This window comes from Ruegeria sp. HKCCA4812, assembly GCF_013034245.1.
In the GTDB taxonomy this organism is placed as follows: Bacteria; Pseudomonadota; Alphaproteobacteria; order Rhodobacterales; family Rhodobacteraceae; genus Ruegeria.
This window is the reverse complement of the sequence record NZ_WQFQ01000001.1, coordinates 356,373-370,775: the sequence shown is the minus strand read 5'-3', so window position 1 is coordinate 370,775 and position 14,403 is coordinate 356,373. Positions and strand designations below refer to the sequence as shown.

At 58.1% G+C, this 14,403-nt stretch carries 15 protein-coding genes; 8 read left to right on the top strand and 7 right to left on the bottom strand.

Annotated elements, in window-relative coordinates:
• Positions 1-4: 4 nt before the first annotated feature.
• Positions 5-1,219, top strand: a complete 1,215-nt coding sequence (locus tag GOW04_RS01855; RefSeq protein ID WP_171231378.1) for a DegT/DnrJ/EryC1/StrS aminotransferase family protein — start codon at positions 5-7, stop codon at positions 1,217-1,219.
• Between the two features lie 64 nt (positions 1,220-1,283).
• Here the strand turns inward: GOW04_RS01855 and phaR are convergent, their stop codons facing one another.
• The 3 genes from phaR to GOW04_RS01840 form a co-directional block, all read right to left on the bottom strand.
• A complete protein-coding gene (phaR, locus tag GOW04_RS01850; protein WP_152458474.1) occupies positions 1,284-1,835 on the bottom strand; it encodes a polyhydroxyalkanoate synthesis repressor PhaR in 552 nt (183 codons plus the stop codon).
• A 135-nt stretch (positions 1,836-1,970) separates the two neighbouring features.
• Positions 1,971-2,417, bottom strand: a complete 447-nt coding sequence (locus GOW04_RS01845) for a phasin family protein (RefSeq protein WP_152458475.1) — start codon at positions 2,415-2,417, stop codon at positions 1,971-1,973.
• Between the two features lie 130 nt (positions 2,418-2,547).
• On the bottom strand, positions 2,548-4,350 hold the full coding sequence (locus GOW04_RS01840; protein ID WP_171231377.1) for an alpha/beta hydrolase: 1,803 nt from the start codon (positions 4,348-4,350) through the stop codon (positions 2,548-2,550).
• Between the two features lie 111 nt (positions 4,351-4,461).
• Here GOW04_RS01840 and phaZ point away from each other — a divergent pair, with 111 nt between their 5' ends.
• Positions 4,462-5,733, top strand: a complete 1,272-nt coding sequence (gene phaZ, locus GOW04_RS01835; protein WP_152458477.1) for a polyhydroxyalkanoate depolymerase — start codon at positions 4,462-4,464, stop codon at positions 5,731-5,733.
• The gene (locus GOW04_RS01830) at positions 5,733-6,326 is read left to right on the top strand and encodes a DUF6151 family protein (RefSeq protein WP_254430048.1); all 594 of its coding nucleotides are present in this window, start codon (positions 5,733-5,735) and stop codon (positions 6,324-6,326) included. The genes phaZ and GOW04_RS01830 overlap by 1 nt, the downstream gene beginning before the upstream one ends.
• Here GOW04_RS01830 and GOW04_RS01825 read toward each other — a convergent pair.
• The 4 genes from GOW04_RS01825 to GOW04_RS01810 form a co-directional block, all read right to left on the bottom strand.
• A complete protein-coding gene (locus tag GOW04_RS01825) occupies positions 6,323-6,901 on the bottom strand; it encodes an alpha/beta fold hydrolase (RefSeq protein WP_371814364.1) in 579 nt (192 codons plus the stop codon). The genes GOW04_RS01830 and GOW04_RS01825 overlap by 4 nt on opposite strands.
• Positions 6,902-7,117: 216 nt before the next feature.
• A complete protein-coding gene (locus GOW04_RS01820) occupies positions 7,118-7,732 on the bottom strand; it encodes a hypothetical protein (RefSeq protein WP_171232019.1) in 615 nt (204 codons plus the stop codon).
• 49 nt (positions 7,733-7,781) lie between these two features.
• Positions 7,782-8,774, bottom strand: coding sequence for a carboxylesterase (locus GOW04_RS01815; RefSeq protein ID WP_171231376.1), 993 nt, complete (start codon positions 8,772-8,774; stop codon positions 7,782-7,784).
• Positions 8,774-9,523 carry an alpha/beta fold hydrolase gene (locus GOW04_RS01810; RefSeq protein WP_171232018.1) on the bottom strand — a complete coding sequence of 250 codons (750 nt, stop codon included), beginning with the start codon at positions 9,521-9,523 and terminating at the stop codon, positions 8,774-8,776. The genes GOW04_RS01815 and GOW04_RS01810 overlap by 1 nt, the downstream gene beginning before the upstream one ends.
• A gap of 193 nt (positions 9,524-9,716) precedes the next feature.
• Here GOW04_RS01810 and thrS point away from each other — a divergent pair, with 193 nt between their 5' ends.
• The 5 genes from thrS (at position 9,717) to GOW04_RS01785 (ending at position 14,402) form a co-directional block, all read left to right on the top strand.
• Complete coding sequence (thrS, locus tag GOW04_RS01805; protein WP_171231375.1) at positions 9,717-11,675, top strand: threonine--tRNA ligase; 1,959 nt, start codon at positions 9,717-9,719, stop codon at positions 11,673-11,675.
• 221 nt (positions 11,676-11,896) lie between these two features.
• Positions 11,897-12,199: a DUF2282 domain-containing protein gene (locus tag GOW04_RS01800; RefSeq protein WP_170343841.1), complete on the top strand. Its 303-nt coding sequence runs from the start codon at positions 11,897-11,899 to the stop codon at positions 12,197-12,199.
• 72 nt (positions 12,200-12,271) lie between these two features.
• Positions 12,272-13,129, top strand: coding sequence for a DUF692 family multinuclear iron-containing protein (locus GOW04_RS01795; protein WP_171231374.1), 858 nt, complete (start codon positions 12,272-12,274; stop codon positions 13,127-13,129).
• Positions 13,126-13,887, top strand: a complete 762-nt coding sequence (locus tag GOW04_RS01790; protein WP_171231373.1) for a DNA-binding domain-containing protein — start codon at positions 13,126-13,128, stop codon at positions 13,885-13,887. The genes GOW04_RS01795 and GOW04_RS01790 overlap by 4 nt, the downstream gene beginning before the upstream one ends.
• Complete coding sequence (locus GOW04_RS01785) at positions 13,884-14,402, top strand: DoxX family protein (RefSeq protein ID WP_171231372.1); 519 nt, start codon at positions 13,884-13,886, stop codon at positions 14,400-14,402. The genes GOW04_RS01790 and GOW04_RS01785 overlap by 4 nt, the downstream gene beginning before the upstream one ends.
• Position 14,403: the final 1 nt, after the last annotated feature.

Sequence of the window (14,403 nt, the reverse complement as noted above, 5' to 3'; positions counted from 1 at the left end):
AAATATGACGCTGCCCCCCAACGTTCACGACGCCGAACCCATCCCTGCCGCCGCCAAGGACGCGATCGAGGCCCTGATGCAGTCAGGTGACCTGTTCCGCTATACCGCACCGCAGGATGCCCTGGTGGCCCTGCTGGAAGCCGAGTTCGCGGAACTGTTGGGCACGAAATACGCCTTGGCGGTGTCGTCCTGTTCGGCCGCGCTGTTTCTGTCGCTCAAAGCACTGGGCCTGCCTCGCGATGCGCGTGTTCTGATCCCCGGCTTCACCTTCGCGGCCGTGCCGTCTTCGGTTGTCCATGCCGACTGCATTCCGGTTCTGTGCGAAGTGGGTGAAAACTATCGCATCGACATGGCCGATTTCGAGGCCAAGCTGGACAACGTTCAGGCAGTCATCATCAGCCACATGCGCGGGCATACATCCGACATGGATGCGATCATGGCCTTGTGCGACGCACGAAACATTCCGGTGATCGAGGATGCCGCGCATTCGCTGGGCACCACATGGCATGGCCGCAATATCGGTACGATCGGAAAGGTCGGATGTTTCTCGTTCCAATCCTACAAGATGATCAATGCCGGCGAAGGTGGCATCCTGATCACGAATGATGCAGATCTTGTAGCGCGGGCCGTCATCATGTCGGGCGCGTATGAGCACAATTGGAAGAAGCACAAAGGTCCTCAGGGTGACAATTCACCCGAACTGGAAGAGGCCTTTGCCCGCTGGCAGAACAAGCTGCCGCTGTACAATCTTCGCCTGAGCAACCTCAGCGCGGCGGTGATCCGTCCGCAACTTCCGGAACTGGCGCGCCGCGTCCGCGATGGCCTGGCGAACCATGATTACGTGGCTGGTCGCCTGAACACCTCGTCTCATATCGAGGTTCCCGCCCCCCTGCCTCCCGAGCAGCGTGCGCCGGATTCGATCCAGTTCAATCTTGTCGGAATGCAGGAACATGAGATCCGCGCCTTTGCCGCAGCGTCCGAGGCACGCGGCATCAAGGTTCAGGTTTTTGGTCTGAGCGAAGACAACGCCCGCGCCTTCTGGAACTGGCAATTCCTGCCAGAAAGTTTCGACCTACCCAAGACGCGCGACATGCTGATGAAGGCCTGTGACGTGCGCCTGCCCGTCCGCCTGACCCGCGAAGAGCTGGACGTGATTGCAGACATCCTGCTGGCATCGGTTGGCGAAGTGACCGGCCCCATGCCGGTTTATGGCACTTAAAGCAACGGCGCTTTGAACAAGAAAGGCCCGCACAATGCGGGCCTGTTTCTTTGTTCGGAACGGATCAGTTCAACTTGGACAGTTTTTGCTGCAACTCGGCCAGCTGTTTCTTGATGTCGTCCAGATCCTCTTTCGGTTCGGACTTGTCCTCTTCCTTTTCCGGGCTGGACCATCCGCTGGACAGCCCACTGGTCATCGCCTTCAGGAAAGCCTGTTGCTGCGCCTGCAATGCGTCAAAACCCGGCATCTGAGACATCGGATTCATCGCGCTCATGTTTTCCATCATCTTGTTTTGGCTTTCGCGCAGCATCTCGAACGAGCTTTGCAGAAACTGGGGCATCATCCCCCCGCCCGGCAGCATGTAACTACGCACCAGATCATTCAGTACATTCACCGGCAGCACGTTTTCACCCCGGCTTTCATGTTCGGCAATGATTTGCAGAAGATACTGGCGCGTCAGGTCATCGCCGGTTTTCAGATCAATGATCTGTACTTCGCGCCCGTCACGGATGAACCCCGCGATATCTTCGAGCGTCACGTAATCGCTGGTCTCGGTATTATACAGCCGACGGCTGGCATAGCGCTTGATAAGCAGCGGTTTTTCTTGGTCCGACACCGGGTTCCCTCCCCAAGGATGATGCGTTGCAGCACAGGTTATGCGAGTGCAGCACAAAAAGAAAGGGCAGGTCAATGGACCTGCCCAACGCGATTGCACCTAATGGGAGGGTTGGGTGCGCTTCGCGGACGTTTCTTACTTTGCAGCTGCAGCTTTCTTGGCTGCGGTGGTGACCTCGTTGGTCGCTTTTTTGACGGCAGCGGTTGCTTCTTCCGCGGCGTCTTTGCCGGCAGCCATCAGCAGCTCGACGGTTTCGGTCTGAACTTTTTTCGCGATTTCAGCGAAAGCCGCCAGGTTTTCAGCTGCAACTTCAGCCGACGCGCTTGCGAAGTCAGTTGCGGCTTTTGCGTAGTCAGCAGGCTCTGCCTTGGCTTTCGACATCTCGCTCAGCTTGGCCAGGGTGTCCTTGGTCCATTTGTTCGAGATCTCGGCCGATTTCTCAGCAGCGTCCAGGGCAACGCCCGACAGCTTCTCGTTCAGCGAAGCGGTCGATTTGAATGCGCCTTCCATTGCGGTGGTGTCCACCGGAAATGCACCCATCATGTCTTTCATGATCGCGGTAAAGTCTTGGGTCTTTGCCATTGTCCTAATCCTTTTAGCCTGTCCGGGCCCACCCCGGGTTTCATCAGCTTGAGGACAATATGATTGCTGCACCGCAGCATTGCAAGTTTTTTCTTGCTGCGACGCAGAATTTTTAAGTTTCAAAATGAAATCAGGCGTTTGGTTTCGCCACAACATAAGTCCCGGGTGCGGATGCAAGGCTCGGGTGCTTCGAATCACCCGGCTCACGGGCCGGAACCTGCTTGCCGGACCGCTTCTTCAACCACGCGTCCCACATGGGCCACCAGGACCCCTCGTGAAAATCAGCTTCTTTCAGCCAGGTGCTGGCGTCCGACTTCATATCCGGGTTGGTGTAGTGGCCATATTTCTTCTTGCTGGGCGGGTTCACGATGCCCGCAATATGACCCGATTCTGAAACCACGAAGGTTTTGGACCGCGAGCCCATTTTCTGCACGCCGCGGTAACAGTCTTTCCATGCCGCGATGTGGTCGGTTTCGCAGGTTATGGCCATCAGCGGCACATCCACGTCTTCGAGTTTCAGCTTGTGCCCCATCAACTCGAAACCGTCGGTTGCGAACTCGTTGCGCTGGCAGAGGCCTCGCAGATATTCCACGGCCATTTTTGCTGGCAGGTTTGCACCATCGCCGTTCCAGTAGAGCAGATCAAAGGCCGGAGGCACTTCCCCCATCATGTAGCTGCGAATGGCCGGACCATAAATCAGGTCGCGTGATCGCAGGAACGACATGGTGCGCGCCATGATCCACGACCGCAGAACGCCCTCCTTTTTTACTTCCTCTTCGATTCCATCGATGAAGTCGTTTTGCAGGAATGGCGTAAACTCACCCTGATCGGAAAAATCCGTCAGTGCCGTGAACAGCGTTGCGGATTTGACCGATTTGTCGCCACGCTGTTTCAGCAAGGACAAGGTCAGGCTCAGCGTCGTGCCCGCGATGCAATAACCCACTGCGTTGACCTCTTTGACCTTGCAGATCTTCTTGGCCGTTTCGATTGCGGTCAGGAAACCGTCCTGAATATAGTCTTCCATGCCGGTTTCGGCATAGCTTTCATCCGGGTTCACCCAGCTTACGACAAACAGGGTATAGCCCTGTTCGGTGATCCATTTGATCATGCTGTTCTGGGCTTTCAGATCCAGAATATAGAACTTGTTGATCCAGGGCGGGAACAGAACGATGGGCGTCTCATAAACCGTTTCAGTCACCGACTTGTACTGGATCAGCTCCATCATGCGGTTACGATATATGACCTCGCCCGGCGTCGTCGCCAGGTTTCCACCAACCTCGAACGCGCTTTCATCCGCCAGTTTAACGACCAACTCGCCATCATTGGCTTCGAGGTCTGAAACAAGGTTCTCCAACCCTTTTATCAGCGACTGACCTTCGGTCTCGACCGCTTTTTGCAGGGCATCCGGGTTGGTCGCCAGAAAATTCGTGGGCGCCATCATGTCGATGATCTGCTGCGAGAAATACTGTAGGCGTCGTTTGTCCTTGGCATCCAAATCATCGACCGACGAGACAGCCTGCGCGATCGCTTCCGCGTTCGTCAGGTATTGCTGCCGGATCAGTCGGAAATAAGGGTTTGTCTCCCAAAGGGGATTGGAGAACCGCTTGTCACCGGGCTTGGTTTCCTCGGTTTCCACCTCACCCGTTGTCAGCGCTTTCTGCGCTTCGGCAAAGTTGAGAACCGACTTGCCCCAGAATTCTATCTGTTGCTCCAACAGTTTGGCGGGATTTTGCCATGCATCGGCCCAATACGCCGTTGCTGCTCGTGCGAAAAGCTCTTGATTCGGGCCGTCCAGCGCTGGGGTGTGCGACTTTTTTGACGCCATAATTTCAATCAGGCGCTTCGAGAGCTGCTCGACCTTTTCCATATTTTCTTTAATGCGTTCAATATGTTCTTCGGACACGTCCGGCATTTGGTCTTCACTTGTTGTCATTTTAACAATTCCACCCTAACCTCGCTGCCATGCAGAATAACGTCGTGGGTGCTGGGGGGCAAAGCGACGAATGGTCCGAACTCTCAGGATGACACTCAGGAGGCCCCATTTATGCGCTATATGATGACCTACGACCTTATGGAGTCCATGCGTAACACCAACCAGTGGCTTGGTGCAACCGCAAGCGCGATGGCGTCCTACCCGCTGTTTTCCATGACACCCAACCCGGCGTTCAGCTGGATGGCTGCCTGGGGCGAAGTCACCGAACGAACCTTCCAGCGAATGATCGTCAAACCTGACTGGGGCATTCGAACTTTCACCTGCGAGGATGGAAAGGACCATCTGGTCGAGATCACGACAGTTCTGGAACGCCCCTTTGGCGATCTGGTTCACTTCCGTGTCAACGGCCGGGAAGAACAACCGCGCAAGGTCCTGCTGGTTGCGCCCATGTCCGGCCACTACGCCACGCTGCTGCGCTCGACCGTCAAAAGCCTGCTGGTCAATTGCGAAGTTTACATCACCGATTGGCATAATGCGCGCGATATTCCTGTGTCTGCCGGCAAGTTCGATGTCGAAGACTACACGCTCTACCTTGTAGATTTCATGAAGGAACTGGGGCCGGACACGCATGTCGTCGCGGTTTGTCAGCCCGCCCCGCTGACACTGGCGGCCACCGCCTATCTGGCCGAGGTCGAACCCAAGGCTCAACCCAGCACTCTGACACTGATTGGCGGGCCGGTGGACCCGGACGCGACCCCGACCGACGTCACCGACTTTGGACGCCGTGTGACGATGGGTCAGCTGGAAGAAACCATGATTCAACGCGTCGGATTCAAGTACAAAGGTGTCGGGCGTATGGTCTATCCCGGCCTGCTGCAACTGGCCTCGTTCATGTCGATGAACGCCGATCGCCACTCCAAGGCGTTTTCCGATCAGATTCAGCGTGTTATCCGCAACGAAGCCTCGGACCTGGATGCCCATAACCGTTTCTATGACGAATATCTTGCGGTGATGGACATGACGGCCGAGTTCTATCTGTCGACGGTCGAACGCGTGTTCAAAAACCGCGAGATCGCACGCAACGAATTTGTTGTCGCCGGCCACAAGGTGGATATCGGCAAGATCACCGATGTTGCCGTGAAATCGGTCGAAGGTGCGAATGATGATATCTCGGCGCCCGGTCAATGTATTGCTGCCCTGGACCTGTGCACCGGCTTGCCAGACAGCAAAAAGGCCAGCCACGTAGAACCCGGAGCGGGCCACTATGGCATTTTCGCGGGCCGCAGCTGGCGCGACAACATTCGCCCGCTTGTGATTGATTTCATGAATGAAAACAGCCGCAAGAAACCTCGCCGCGCAGCGAACACCAACAAGGTCGCCTGATGAACATGGGCGGGCCGGCACATGGTGGCCTCGCCTTTTCGTGCAGTTGCGGCCAGTTGAAGGGTCAAATCTCGGACCGGGGCGTTCGGCTTGGAACCCATGTCGAGTGTTTTTGTCATGACTGCCGCGCGGCGCAGCTGTATTTCGGGCAGCCCGACCCGGCCCCAGGCCCGGTCGACATCTTCCAGATGGCACCGGATGAAATCGAAATCACCGCCGGAGGCCAATTCCTTTCCGCCATGAAGCTCAGCCCAAATGGTATGCTGCGATGGTATGCCAGCTGCTGCAACGCCCCGCTGGCGACGACGCCACAGACTGCACGTTTGCCCTTTGCAGGGTTTATCGTCGGCAGGATGACCGGTGATGTTTCCGCATTGGGGCCGGTCACGACCCGTGGGTTTGTCCCTCGACCCGATGGAAAACAAAAACACGAAAAGGTCAGGTTTGCGGCTTTTGGCCTTTTGCGCCGCGCCCTGCTATCGCGCCTGTCAGGACGGTGGAAGAAAACGCCGTTTTTCGACCCCGAGACCGGCGATCCTGCGGTCGTACCGAATGTCATTTCGAAAGACGAACGCGCGGCGCTTTGCCCCTAGACAAACCTTTGCGGGATATTCAGCCAGGTTTCCAAGGCTTTGTTCACGGCATCGGGCGCTTCAAGCGGCAGAAGATGTCCGGCATTTTCAACGATCTCCAACGCGGCCTCCGGTATCAGGTCAGACATGAAAGAATGCCGTCTGACCGGGATAAGCGTGTCATGGGCACCGCACATGATCAAAGTGGGGACTTTGATGCGGCGCAACGATCCCTGTTGGTCGGGTCGGCGCTGCAAGGCACGCATTTGGCGCACAAAAGCTTCGGCGCCCAGATCATTCGCCATTGCCAAAAGATCATTCAGAATCGGGATTCGCCTGGGCCCCGGCGCCAAAGTATCCGTCCCGACCAGTTGGCGCATGACCTCTTCCAGCCGCCCACCCAGGGCCCCGATGATCAGATCCTCGCGACTGGCCGCGATCTGAGGTGTGTCCGCCTGTGCATCCGTCGACATCAGGCACAGGCGCGTCACCCGTTCCGGTGCCCGCCGGATCAGTTCCAGCCCCACAACACCGCCCATGCTCAGGCCCGCCAATGCAAACCGATGTGGCAGCTGATCCAACAGCCCCGAGGCGATCTCTTCAATGCGCTCGCCTCCGGAAACGGGTGCAACAGTGATAGGCCGTGACCGTCACAACACCTCGATCTGAGGTCGAAACAGCCGGGCATCACACATCAACCCAGGCAACAACACCAGTGGTTCGTTCACGCGGGGGCTCCATCTGCTCGGTTTTCCGAGTCCGTCCAGTTGTTGTCAGGATGAGAGTTTTGCCACAGCCGGGCAAGGAAAACTTCACGGGTAGGCGATGGCGCGAAATGCCGGGAAATCGGCGTAACGGGATTGCCGGGCCGCAAGGTCTTCACCGGGTTCAGCGCCGGGCCTCAACAGACACCCACGCGGAGCAATATAGCTGTCGATCCGGCGATGCGGCCTGGGCCGCCACACAAGGTTGAACGCGCAGAGCTTGGGGAAGAACCAGATTTCGGAATACTCCAGATGATCGTGCATCCACCACGCCATATCCCGCCAATCCCGGCCCTGCGCATATTGATCCGCGAACCACGGGATAACGATGGAAGCCCCGGCGATCCGCGCATCCCCTTCCCCGCGATCCCAGATATGGCATTCCAGCGGGTGATCGTTTCGGGCGCAGTTCAGCTTGTTCTCATTGCCAAACCGGTTCAAGGACGATGAACGATAACCCGACCTGACCGCGACCCGGCCAAATGTCTCTTCCAATGGATCAAGAAGGGTTTCGCAAAACGCGCGGCCTGTTTCGATCGCCAGATCCGGGTTGTCCGGAATATTCTGCTTTTGGTGGAAGTTGCCGATTTCCGAATACAGAAAATCGCGCATGAAGAAGTGCCGGGACAAGCGGACACGACCCAGGGTCTCAAGGCTCCACATGCTACCCGGCTTACGCATCTTGCATCCTTTTTATCCAATCAATCAGGGTTTATTCCACCCCCAAGCCCTTCAGCCACTCCAGAATGCCAGCAACGGCGGCATCGGTTTGACCCGGCGACATCAACCGCCCCGCGATAACATGTGAAGACGGATCGTCACCCGGCCCCATCGTCACCAGCCTGACCGTTGCCGGAGCGCCCCAGGCCTCGGCAACCTTGTGCGTCCGGTCCGGCCGCACAACCTGATCATCATCCGAAAACCAGAACAAGGCGGGTATCCGGGCGTCAGAGAAATCCAGCGCATAGACCGTATCAACCAGCACGGACATCGGCACGACGGCTTCCCACGGGTAGACCGACGTCCAGTACCTGTTCTTCTCTGGGTCCGGCCCTGACACATCGCGTTCTTGCCCCATGAGAACGGGCAGCCAACTTCTTGCCCAAGGCAACGAAGGCACCCACGCCGCGACGGTATTCACACCAAAGTTCGGCGAGACAAAAACCATGCCGACCACATCCTGGCTGAGGTCTGCATCCAACGCAGCGGCCGCCGCCAGCGTTCCTCCGGTCGATGTGGAGATGACGATCACCTTTTCCCCGACCGCACGCGCTGCTGCCAGCCCTTCGGCGGTATCCTGCATCCAGCCCGAGGCCGTACCCTCGGCCATTGCCGGCCCATCCCGACCGTGACCTTGCAGCCGGGTGTAGACCAGATTGGCGCCCAAAGCGTCAGCCACCAGATCAGGAACGGGGCGGATTTCCTCGGAACTTGCTGAAAAACCGTGGATGTACAGAACAGAATACGGCGTGCGCTGTTCCTTGTATCCGTCCTGCCAGATCACGCGCTTTTCGACACCCGGAACGATGTCATCATAGGCGGACTCGGTGCTTTCAAAATAAACCTGAACACCTTCACCAAATTTTCGAGAGTCAAAGGTCGGGTGCAGGTTCACTTCCTCGCGCGGGCCGAACCAGAAGACCAGGCCGCCAAGAACAACCAGCGCCAGAAGAGCGCGCCCCAGAAACCAACCAAAGCGCCGCATCAGGCTTCTCCCAACACGTCAAGAACCGCGGTCTTGATCAGACGCAGGCACTTCTCGTCCGAGAAGCGATGATCGGCCCCCTTGACCAACAGCAGCCGCATGTCAGGGCCCGCAGCATGTTCCAGCAGCCGCACGGCTGTTTCGGTCGAAACTGCCGTGTCTGCGGTGCCTTGCAGGAAACGAACCGGGAACGGCAGATCCAGTGCGCCCCGCAGAACCAAATTCTGGCGTCCGTCTTCGATCATGCGCTTGGTGATGATATAGGGTTCCATATAGTCGGACGGCAGCTCGACATGGCCGACAGTGTCCAGCGCAGCTTTTTGTTCGTCGCTGAACGAAGCCCAATACCCGTCATCGGTGAAATCCGGCGCGGCGGCGATTGTCACCATGCCTGCAATTCGCTCGGGCATGACTTTGGCCAGCAGCAATGCCTGCCATCCCCCCATTGATGAGCCAACCACGATCAAAGGTCCGTCCGTCAATGCCTTTACCGCAGCCAATGTGTCCTGATGCCAGTCACCGATACAGCCCTCGGTGAACGCGCCCGAGCTTTCGCCGTGGCCGGAATAATCGAACCGCAAGAACGATTGCCCCCGCGCCTGTGCCCAGGCTTCCAGATGCACGGCCTTGGTGCCTTCCATGTCCGATTTGAGCCCGCCCAGAAAAACGATGGTCGGTCCTGCCCCTTCGGTCTTGTGATAAGCCAGTCGCCGCCCCTGCGGCGTCTCCAGAAAATCCGTCGCTGCCATGAAATCCTCTTTCTCGTTAGGCAACATCATGCACGGCAGCACGATGGTCGCAATTCCGGAATTCGATTTCCCGTTGCGTCAGCTACGCACCTTGCGACACTTGACAGTAATTGTTGCACCTGCCACATGGGCCGAACACACATAACCCGCAACCGGGCGTTCAGTGGGCGCCAAACCGACGAGGAGAGCCGATATGGCCCTGGATTCTCAATCCGTCTCTCTCACCTTTCCCGATGGCAATGCACGCACCTACGCCGCAGGCGTCACGCCCGCGCAGGTGGCTGCCGACATCTCAACCTCGCTGGCCAAAAAGGCCATCTCGGCCACCGTTGACGGCCAGCACTGGGACCTGCAATGGCCCATCGAATCCGACGCGCAGATCGCCATCCACACCATGAAGGATGAGGCCCAGGCCAATGAGCTGATCCGCCACGATCTGGCCCATATCATGGCGCGCGCGGTTCAGGAGATCTGGCCCGCCACCAAGGTCACCATCGGCCCTGTCATCGAAAACGGCTGGTATTATGACTTCGACCGCGAAGAGCCGTTCACGCCGGAAGATCTCGGCCTCATCGAGAAAAAGATGAAAGAGATCATCAACAAGCGTGATCCCGTCACCACCGAGGTCTGGGACCGCGAGCGGGCGATCGAGTTCTACAAGGCCAACAACGAGCCCTACAAGGTCGAGCTGATCGAGGCTATTCCCGGCAACGAGCCGCTGCGCATGTACTGGCACGGGCACTGGCAGGATCTGTGCCGAGGTCCGCACCTGCAACATACCGGGCAGGTTCCGGGGGATGCGTTCAAGCTGATGTCCATCGCCGGCGCCTATTGGCGTGGCGACAGCGACCGTGCGATGTTGCAGCGTATCTATGGTGTGGCCTTCACCGGAAAGGAGAAGCTGAAAGCGCACCTGCATATGCTGGAAGAGGCCGCCAAGCGCGACCACCGCAAGCTGGGCCGCGAGATGGACCTGTTCCACATGCAGGAAGAGGCCCCCGGCCAGATTTTCTGGCACCCCAACGGCTGGACGATCTACACCCAGTTGCAGGACTACATGCGCCGTCAGCAGCGCAACGGCGGCTATGTCGAGGTCAACACGCCGCAGGTTGTGGACCGCAAACTGTGGGAAGCATCCGGCCATTGGGACAAGTATCAGGAAAACATGTTCATCGTCGAAGTGGACGAGGAACATGCCCGCGAAAAGGCGATCAACGCGCTCAAGCCGATGAACTGCCCCTGCCATGTGCAGATTTTCAATCAGGGCCTGAAATCCTATCGCGACCTGCCGCTGCGCATGGCCGAGTTCGGGTCTTGCAACCGCTATGAGCCGTCAGGTGCGCTGCACGGTATCATGCGTGTGCGCGGCTTTACCCAGGACGATGGGCACATCTTCTGCACCGAAGACCAGATCGAGTCAGAAACCGCAGAGTTCATCCGGTTCCTGTCCCGGATCTACAAGGATCTGGGATTCGAGAACTTCTCGGTCAAATTCTCGGATCGCCCCGAGAAACGGTCGGGGTCGGATGAAGTCTGGGACAAGGCCGAAGCCGCGTTGCTCAGCGCGACACGTGCTGCCGGGATCGAGCCGGAGCTCAACCCCGGTGAAGGCGCCTTTTATGGTCCCAAGCTGGAATTTGTTTTGACGGATGCGATCGGTCGCGATTGGCAATGCGGCACGCACCAGGTTGACTTCGTGCTGCCCGAACGCCTTGATGCCACCTATATCGGCGCTGACGGCGGCAAGCACCGCCCCGTCATGCTGCATCGAGCGACGCTGGGCTCGTTCGAGCGTTTCATCGGTATCCTGATCGAAGAACACGCCGGCAAGCTGCCCTTCTGGCTTGCGCCGCGTCAGGTCGTGGTTGCGTCCATTACCTCCGATGCGGATGCCTATGTCGCCGAAGTGGTCGAAACGCTGCGCGCCGCCGGTGTGCGGGCCGAAGCCGACATTCGCAACGAAAAGATCAACTACAAGGTTCGTGAACACTCGGTCGGCAAAGTTCCGGTCATTCTGGCCGTCGGCCATCGCGAAGTTGAAGACCGCACCGTCAGTGTCCGGCGTCTGGGCGAAAAACAGACGCAGGTCCAACCGCTTGACGTTGTAACAAACGAGCTGTCGCAGGCAGCCACCCCGCCGGATTTGCTGTAACAATCGGCAGCATATTGCTGGGAATCTGGCCCCCGAATTGGGGCCAGACTGAAACACTTCGCTCTTTCTTCATCAAAAACAATGCATTACGCTGCAAGAGGGCAAGCCGCCCTTTGACGTGCTTGTGAGACACGGGCTCGTGAATTCAACTCTGTCTATCAAGCTACTACCTTTGTCATTGTCACAAGCAGACATACCCAGTCATCAAGAGGATTACCGAGATGTCGAACACAGCCAAGTCCCTGGTTATCGCAACCGCAGTCGCAGCCGCCGTATCGGGCGCCGCAACCACTGCATCCGCTCAGGCAAAGGAAAAATGCTATGGCGTATCGCTGGCCGGTCAGAACGACTGCGCCGCGGGCCCCGGCACCACCTGCGCGGGCACCTCGACCGTTGATTATCAGGGCAACGCATGGACCCTGGTTGATGCAGGCACCTGCGCGGATATCGAACTGCCCGCACAGGCAGACGGCACCCCGCGCAAAGGCTCACTGGAAGCTCAGGATCGCGACCTGCCGGCATAAGAACGGCCTGACGAATTCAGGGGGCGGGCACCATCGCCCGCCCCTTCCCTTTCGTGATCAAGGAACTGGCCCATGTTGGATGATGCCCACAGGTCGAACCGCCTGCCCGCAGCTCCGGGCGTTGGTTACAAGCCGCAACACTTCGCTCAGATTCTTGAACACGCACAGCCCGTCGCATGGTTGGAAATCCATGCCGAGAACTACATGGGCGACGGCGGGCGGCCTCTGGCGCAGCTGCGCCACCTTTCCGAACAATTCCCGATCTCGGTCCATGGCGTTGGCCTGTCCATCGGCGGCGAAGGCGCGCTGGACTATGATCACCTGGCCCGGCTGAAACATCTGGTAGGCTGGCTGAATCCCGCCAGCTTTTCCGAACACCTGGCCTGGTCCACTCATGACACCCATTTCTACAACGACCTGCTGCCCCTGCCCTATACCGACACAACACTGACGCGCGTTTGCGATCATATCGATCAGGTTCAGGACACCGTCGGACGGCAGATGCTGTTGGAAAACCCCTCAAGCTATTTGGCTTTTGAAGAAAGCACCTGCTCCGAGCCGGACTTTCTGCGCGAAATTGCACGTCGCACCGGATGTGGCTTGTTGCTGGATGTCAATAACGTCTTTGTCTCTGCCACCAATCTGGACTTTTCTCCTCAGGGTTACATCGATGCCTATCCACTGGAAAAAGTGGGGGAAATCCACCTTGGAGGTCATGACGAGGATGAAGACGATCACGGCCACCCGCTGCTGATCGACAGCCACGGGCGTGAAGTCGTCGATCCGGTCTGGGCGCTGTTGGATTACGTGCTGGAACGTACGGGGCCGAAACCCGTCCTGATCGAGTGGGACACCGACGTACCGGACTGGTCCATTTTGCGAGAAGAGGCCGTTCGCGCGCAGACCGCCCTTGAACGGACCCCGGCATGAGCGTTTCGCAATCCGAATTTCGCGCGGCCATGATGGATGCGTCAGCCCCTGTCCCCGAAGGTTTGCTGGACGCCCAGGCGCAGCCAGCCGGTCGTCGTTTCAGCGTCTATCGCAACAATGTCGCCGTGTCCTTGACCGAGGCGATGCATCAGGCGTTTCCAGTCATCACCAAGTTGCTAGGGCCACAGAACATGGACGGGCTGGCCGGGATATTTCTGCGCCAGCACCCGCCATCATCACCGCTGATGATGTTCTACGGTGAAGCCTTTCCCGAATTTCTGGCCGAAATGCAGCAGCTTTCCCATCTTGGTTACCTGCCGGATGTGGCGCGGCTGGAACTTGCGTTGCGCAAGTCGTACCACGCCGCCGACAGCCAACCCGCCCCGGCAGACGCGCTGGCCGTAGACCCCGAACAGGTCATGCGAGCCCGGCTGCGTTTGGCCCCGGCCATGCGGGTGGTACGCTCGGACTGGCCCATTCACGCGATCTGGCGTTTCAACACCGAAACCGACGCGCCGAAACCCGATGCGCGCGCCGAGGATGTTTTGATCACACGCCCGGAATTCGACCCGGTTGCCCAGTTGCTGCCCGCCGGCGGCGCCGATTGGATCACCCATATGCAAGGCGGCGACATGATCGGCGAAGCATTTGAAAAAACCGCTGCGGCGCAGCCGGAATTTGACCTTGGAACCACTCTGGCACTGCTTTTGCAGGGCGGTGCAATAACTTCTGTGACTATCGAAAGGCTGGAGACATGACTGCCCTGATCTCACTTCACAACAATGTTCTGGGAAAGGTGGACCTGGCGTCCAACTGGCTTACACCCACGCTGGCGCGACTGGTCTTTGTCGCGGTTCTTCTGGTCTATTACTGGAACTCGGCGATGCTGAAGATCGACGGCTCGATCTTTTCACCTTCGGCCGGTGCCTTCGGTCAGATTTTCCCCAAAGCCGCCGAAGCCGTCCTTTACGACGTATCCCAAATGACGTTCTTTCAACGGGTCGTCATTTTCTTTGGCACGATCGCAGAATTCGTCCTTCCCGCGCTGCTGCTGGTCGGTCTGTTCACCCGCCTGGCGGCCTTGGGTATGATCGGTTTCATCTGGGTGCAGACCCTGGTCGATGTCACCGGCCATGGCGTGAAACTGGGCAGCCTGTTCGACGCGGCGCCATCCATTATGGATCAGCGCACGATGTGGACGTTCTTGATGCTGGTGATCGTAATCAACGGTGCAGGCCCCATCTCACTTGATCGGATCCTGCGTCTGAAATGAC

Bases quoted from the DNA above. Each gene is read 5' to 3' on its own strand.
- GOW04_RS01855 (WP_171231378.1), top strand. From the start codon at position 5: ATGACGCTGCCCCCCAACGTTCACGACGCCGAACCCATCCCTGCCGCC.
- GOW04_RS01845 (WP_152458475.1), bottom strand. From the start codon at position 2,417: ATGGCAAAGACCCAAGACTTTACCGCGATCATGAAAGACATGATGGGT.
- GOW04_RS01840 (WP_171231377.1), bottom strand. From the start codon at position 4,350: ATGACAACAAGTGAAGACCAAATGCCGGACGTGTCCGAAGAACATATT.
- phaZ (WP_152458477.1), top strand. From the start codon at position 4,462: ATGCGCTATATGATGACCTACGACCTTATGGAGTCCATGCGTAACACC.
- GOW04_RS01830 (WP_254430048.1), top strand. From the start codon at position 5,733: ATGAACATGGGCGGGCCGGCACATGGTGGCCTCGCCTTTTCGTGCAGT.
- GOW04_RS01820 (WP_171232019.1), bottom strand. From the start codon at position 7,732: ATGTGGAGCCTTGAGACCCTGGGTCGTGTCCGCTTGTCCCGGCACTTC.
- GOW04_RS01815 (WP_171231376.1), bottom strand. From the start codon at position 8,774: ATGCGGCGCTTTGGTTGGTTTCTGGGGCGCGCTCTTCTGGCGCTGGTT.
- GOW04_RS01810 (WP_171232018.1), bottom strand. From the start codon at position 9,523: ATGGCAGCGACGGATTTTCTGGAGACGCCGCAGGGGCGGCGACTGGCT.
- thrS (WP_171231375.1), top strand. From the start codon at position 9,717: ATGGCCCTGGATTCTCAATCCGTCTCTCTCACCTTTCCCGATGGCAAT.
- GOW04_RS01800 (WP_170343841.1), top strand. From the start codon at position 11,897: ATGTCGAACACAGCCAAGTCCCTGGTTATCGCAACCGCAGTCGCAGCC.
- GOW04_RS01795 (WP_171231374.1), top strand. From the start codon at position 12,272: ATGTTGGATGATGCCCACAGGTCGAACCGCCTGCCCGCAGCTCCGGGC.
- GOW04_RS01790 (WP_171231373.1), top strand. From the start codon at position 13,126: ATGAGCGTTTCGCAATCCGAATTTCGCGCGGCCATGATGGATGCGTCA.
- GOW04_RS01785 (WP_171231372.1), top strand. From the start codon at position 13,884: ATGACTGCCCTGATCTCACTTCACAACAATGTTCTGGGAAAGGTGGAC.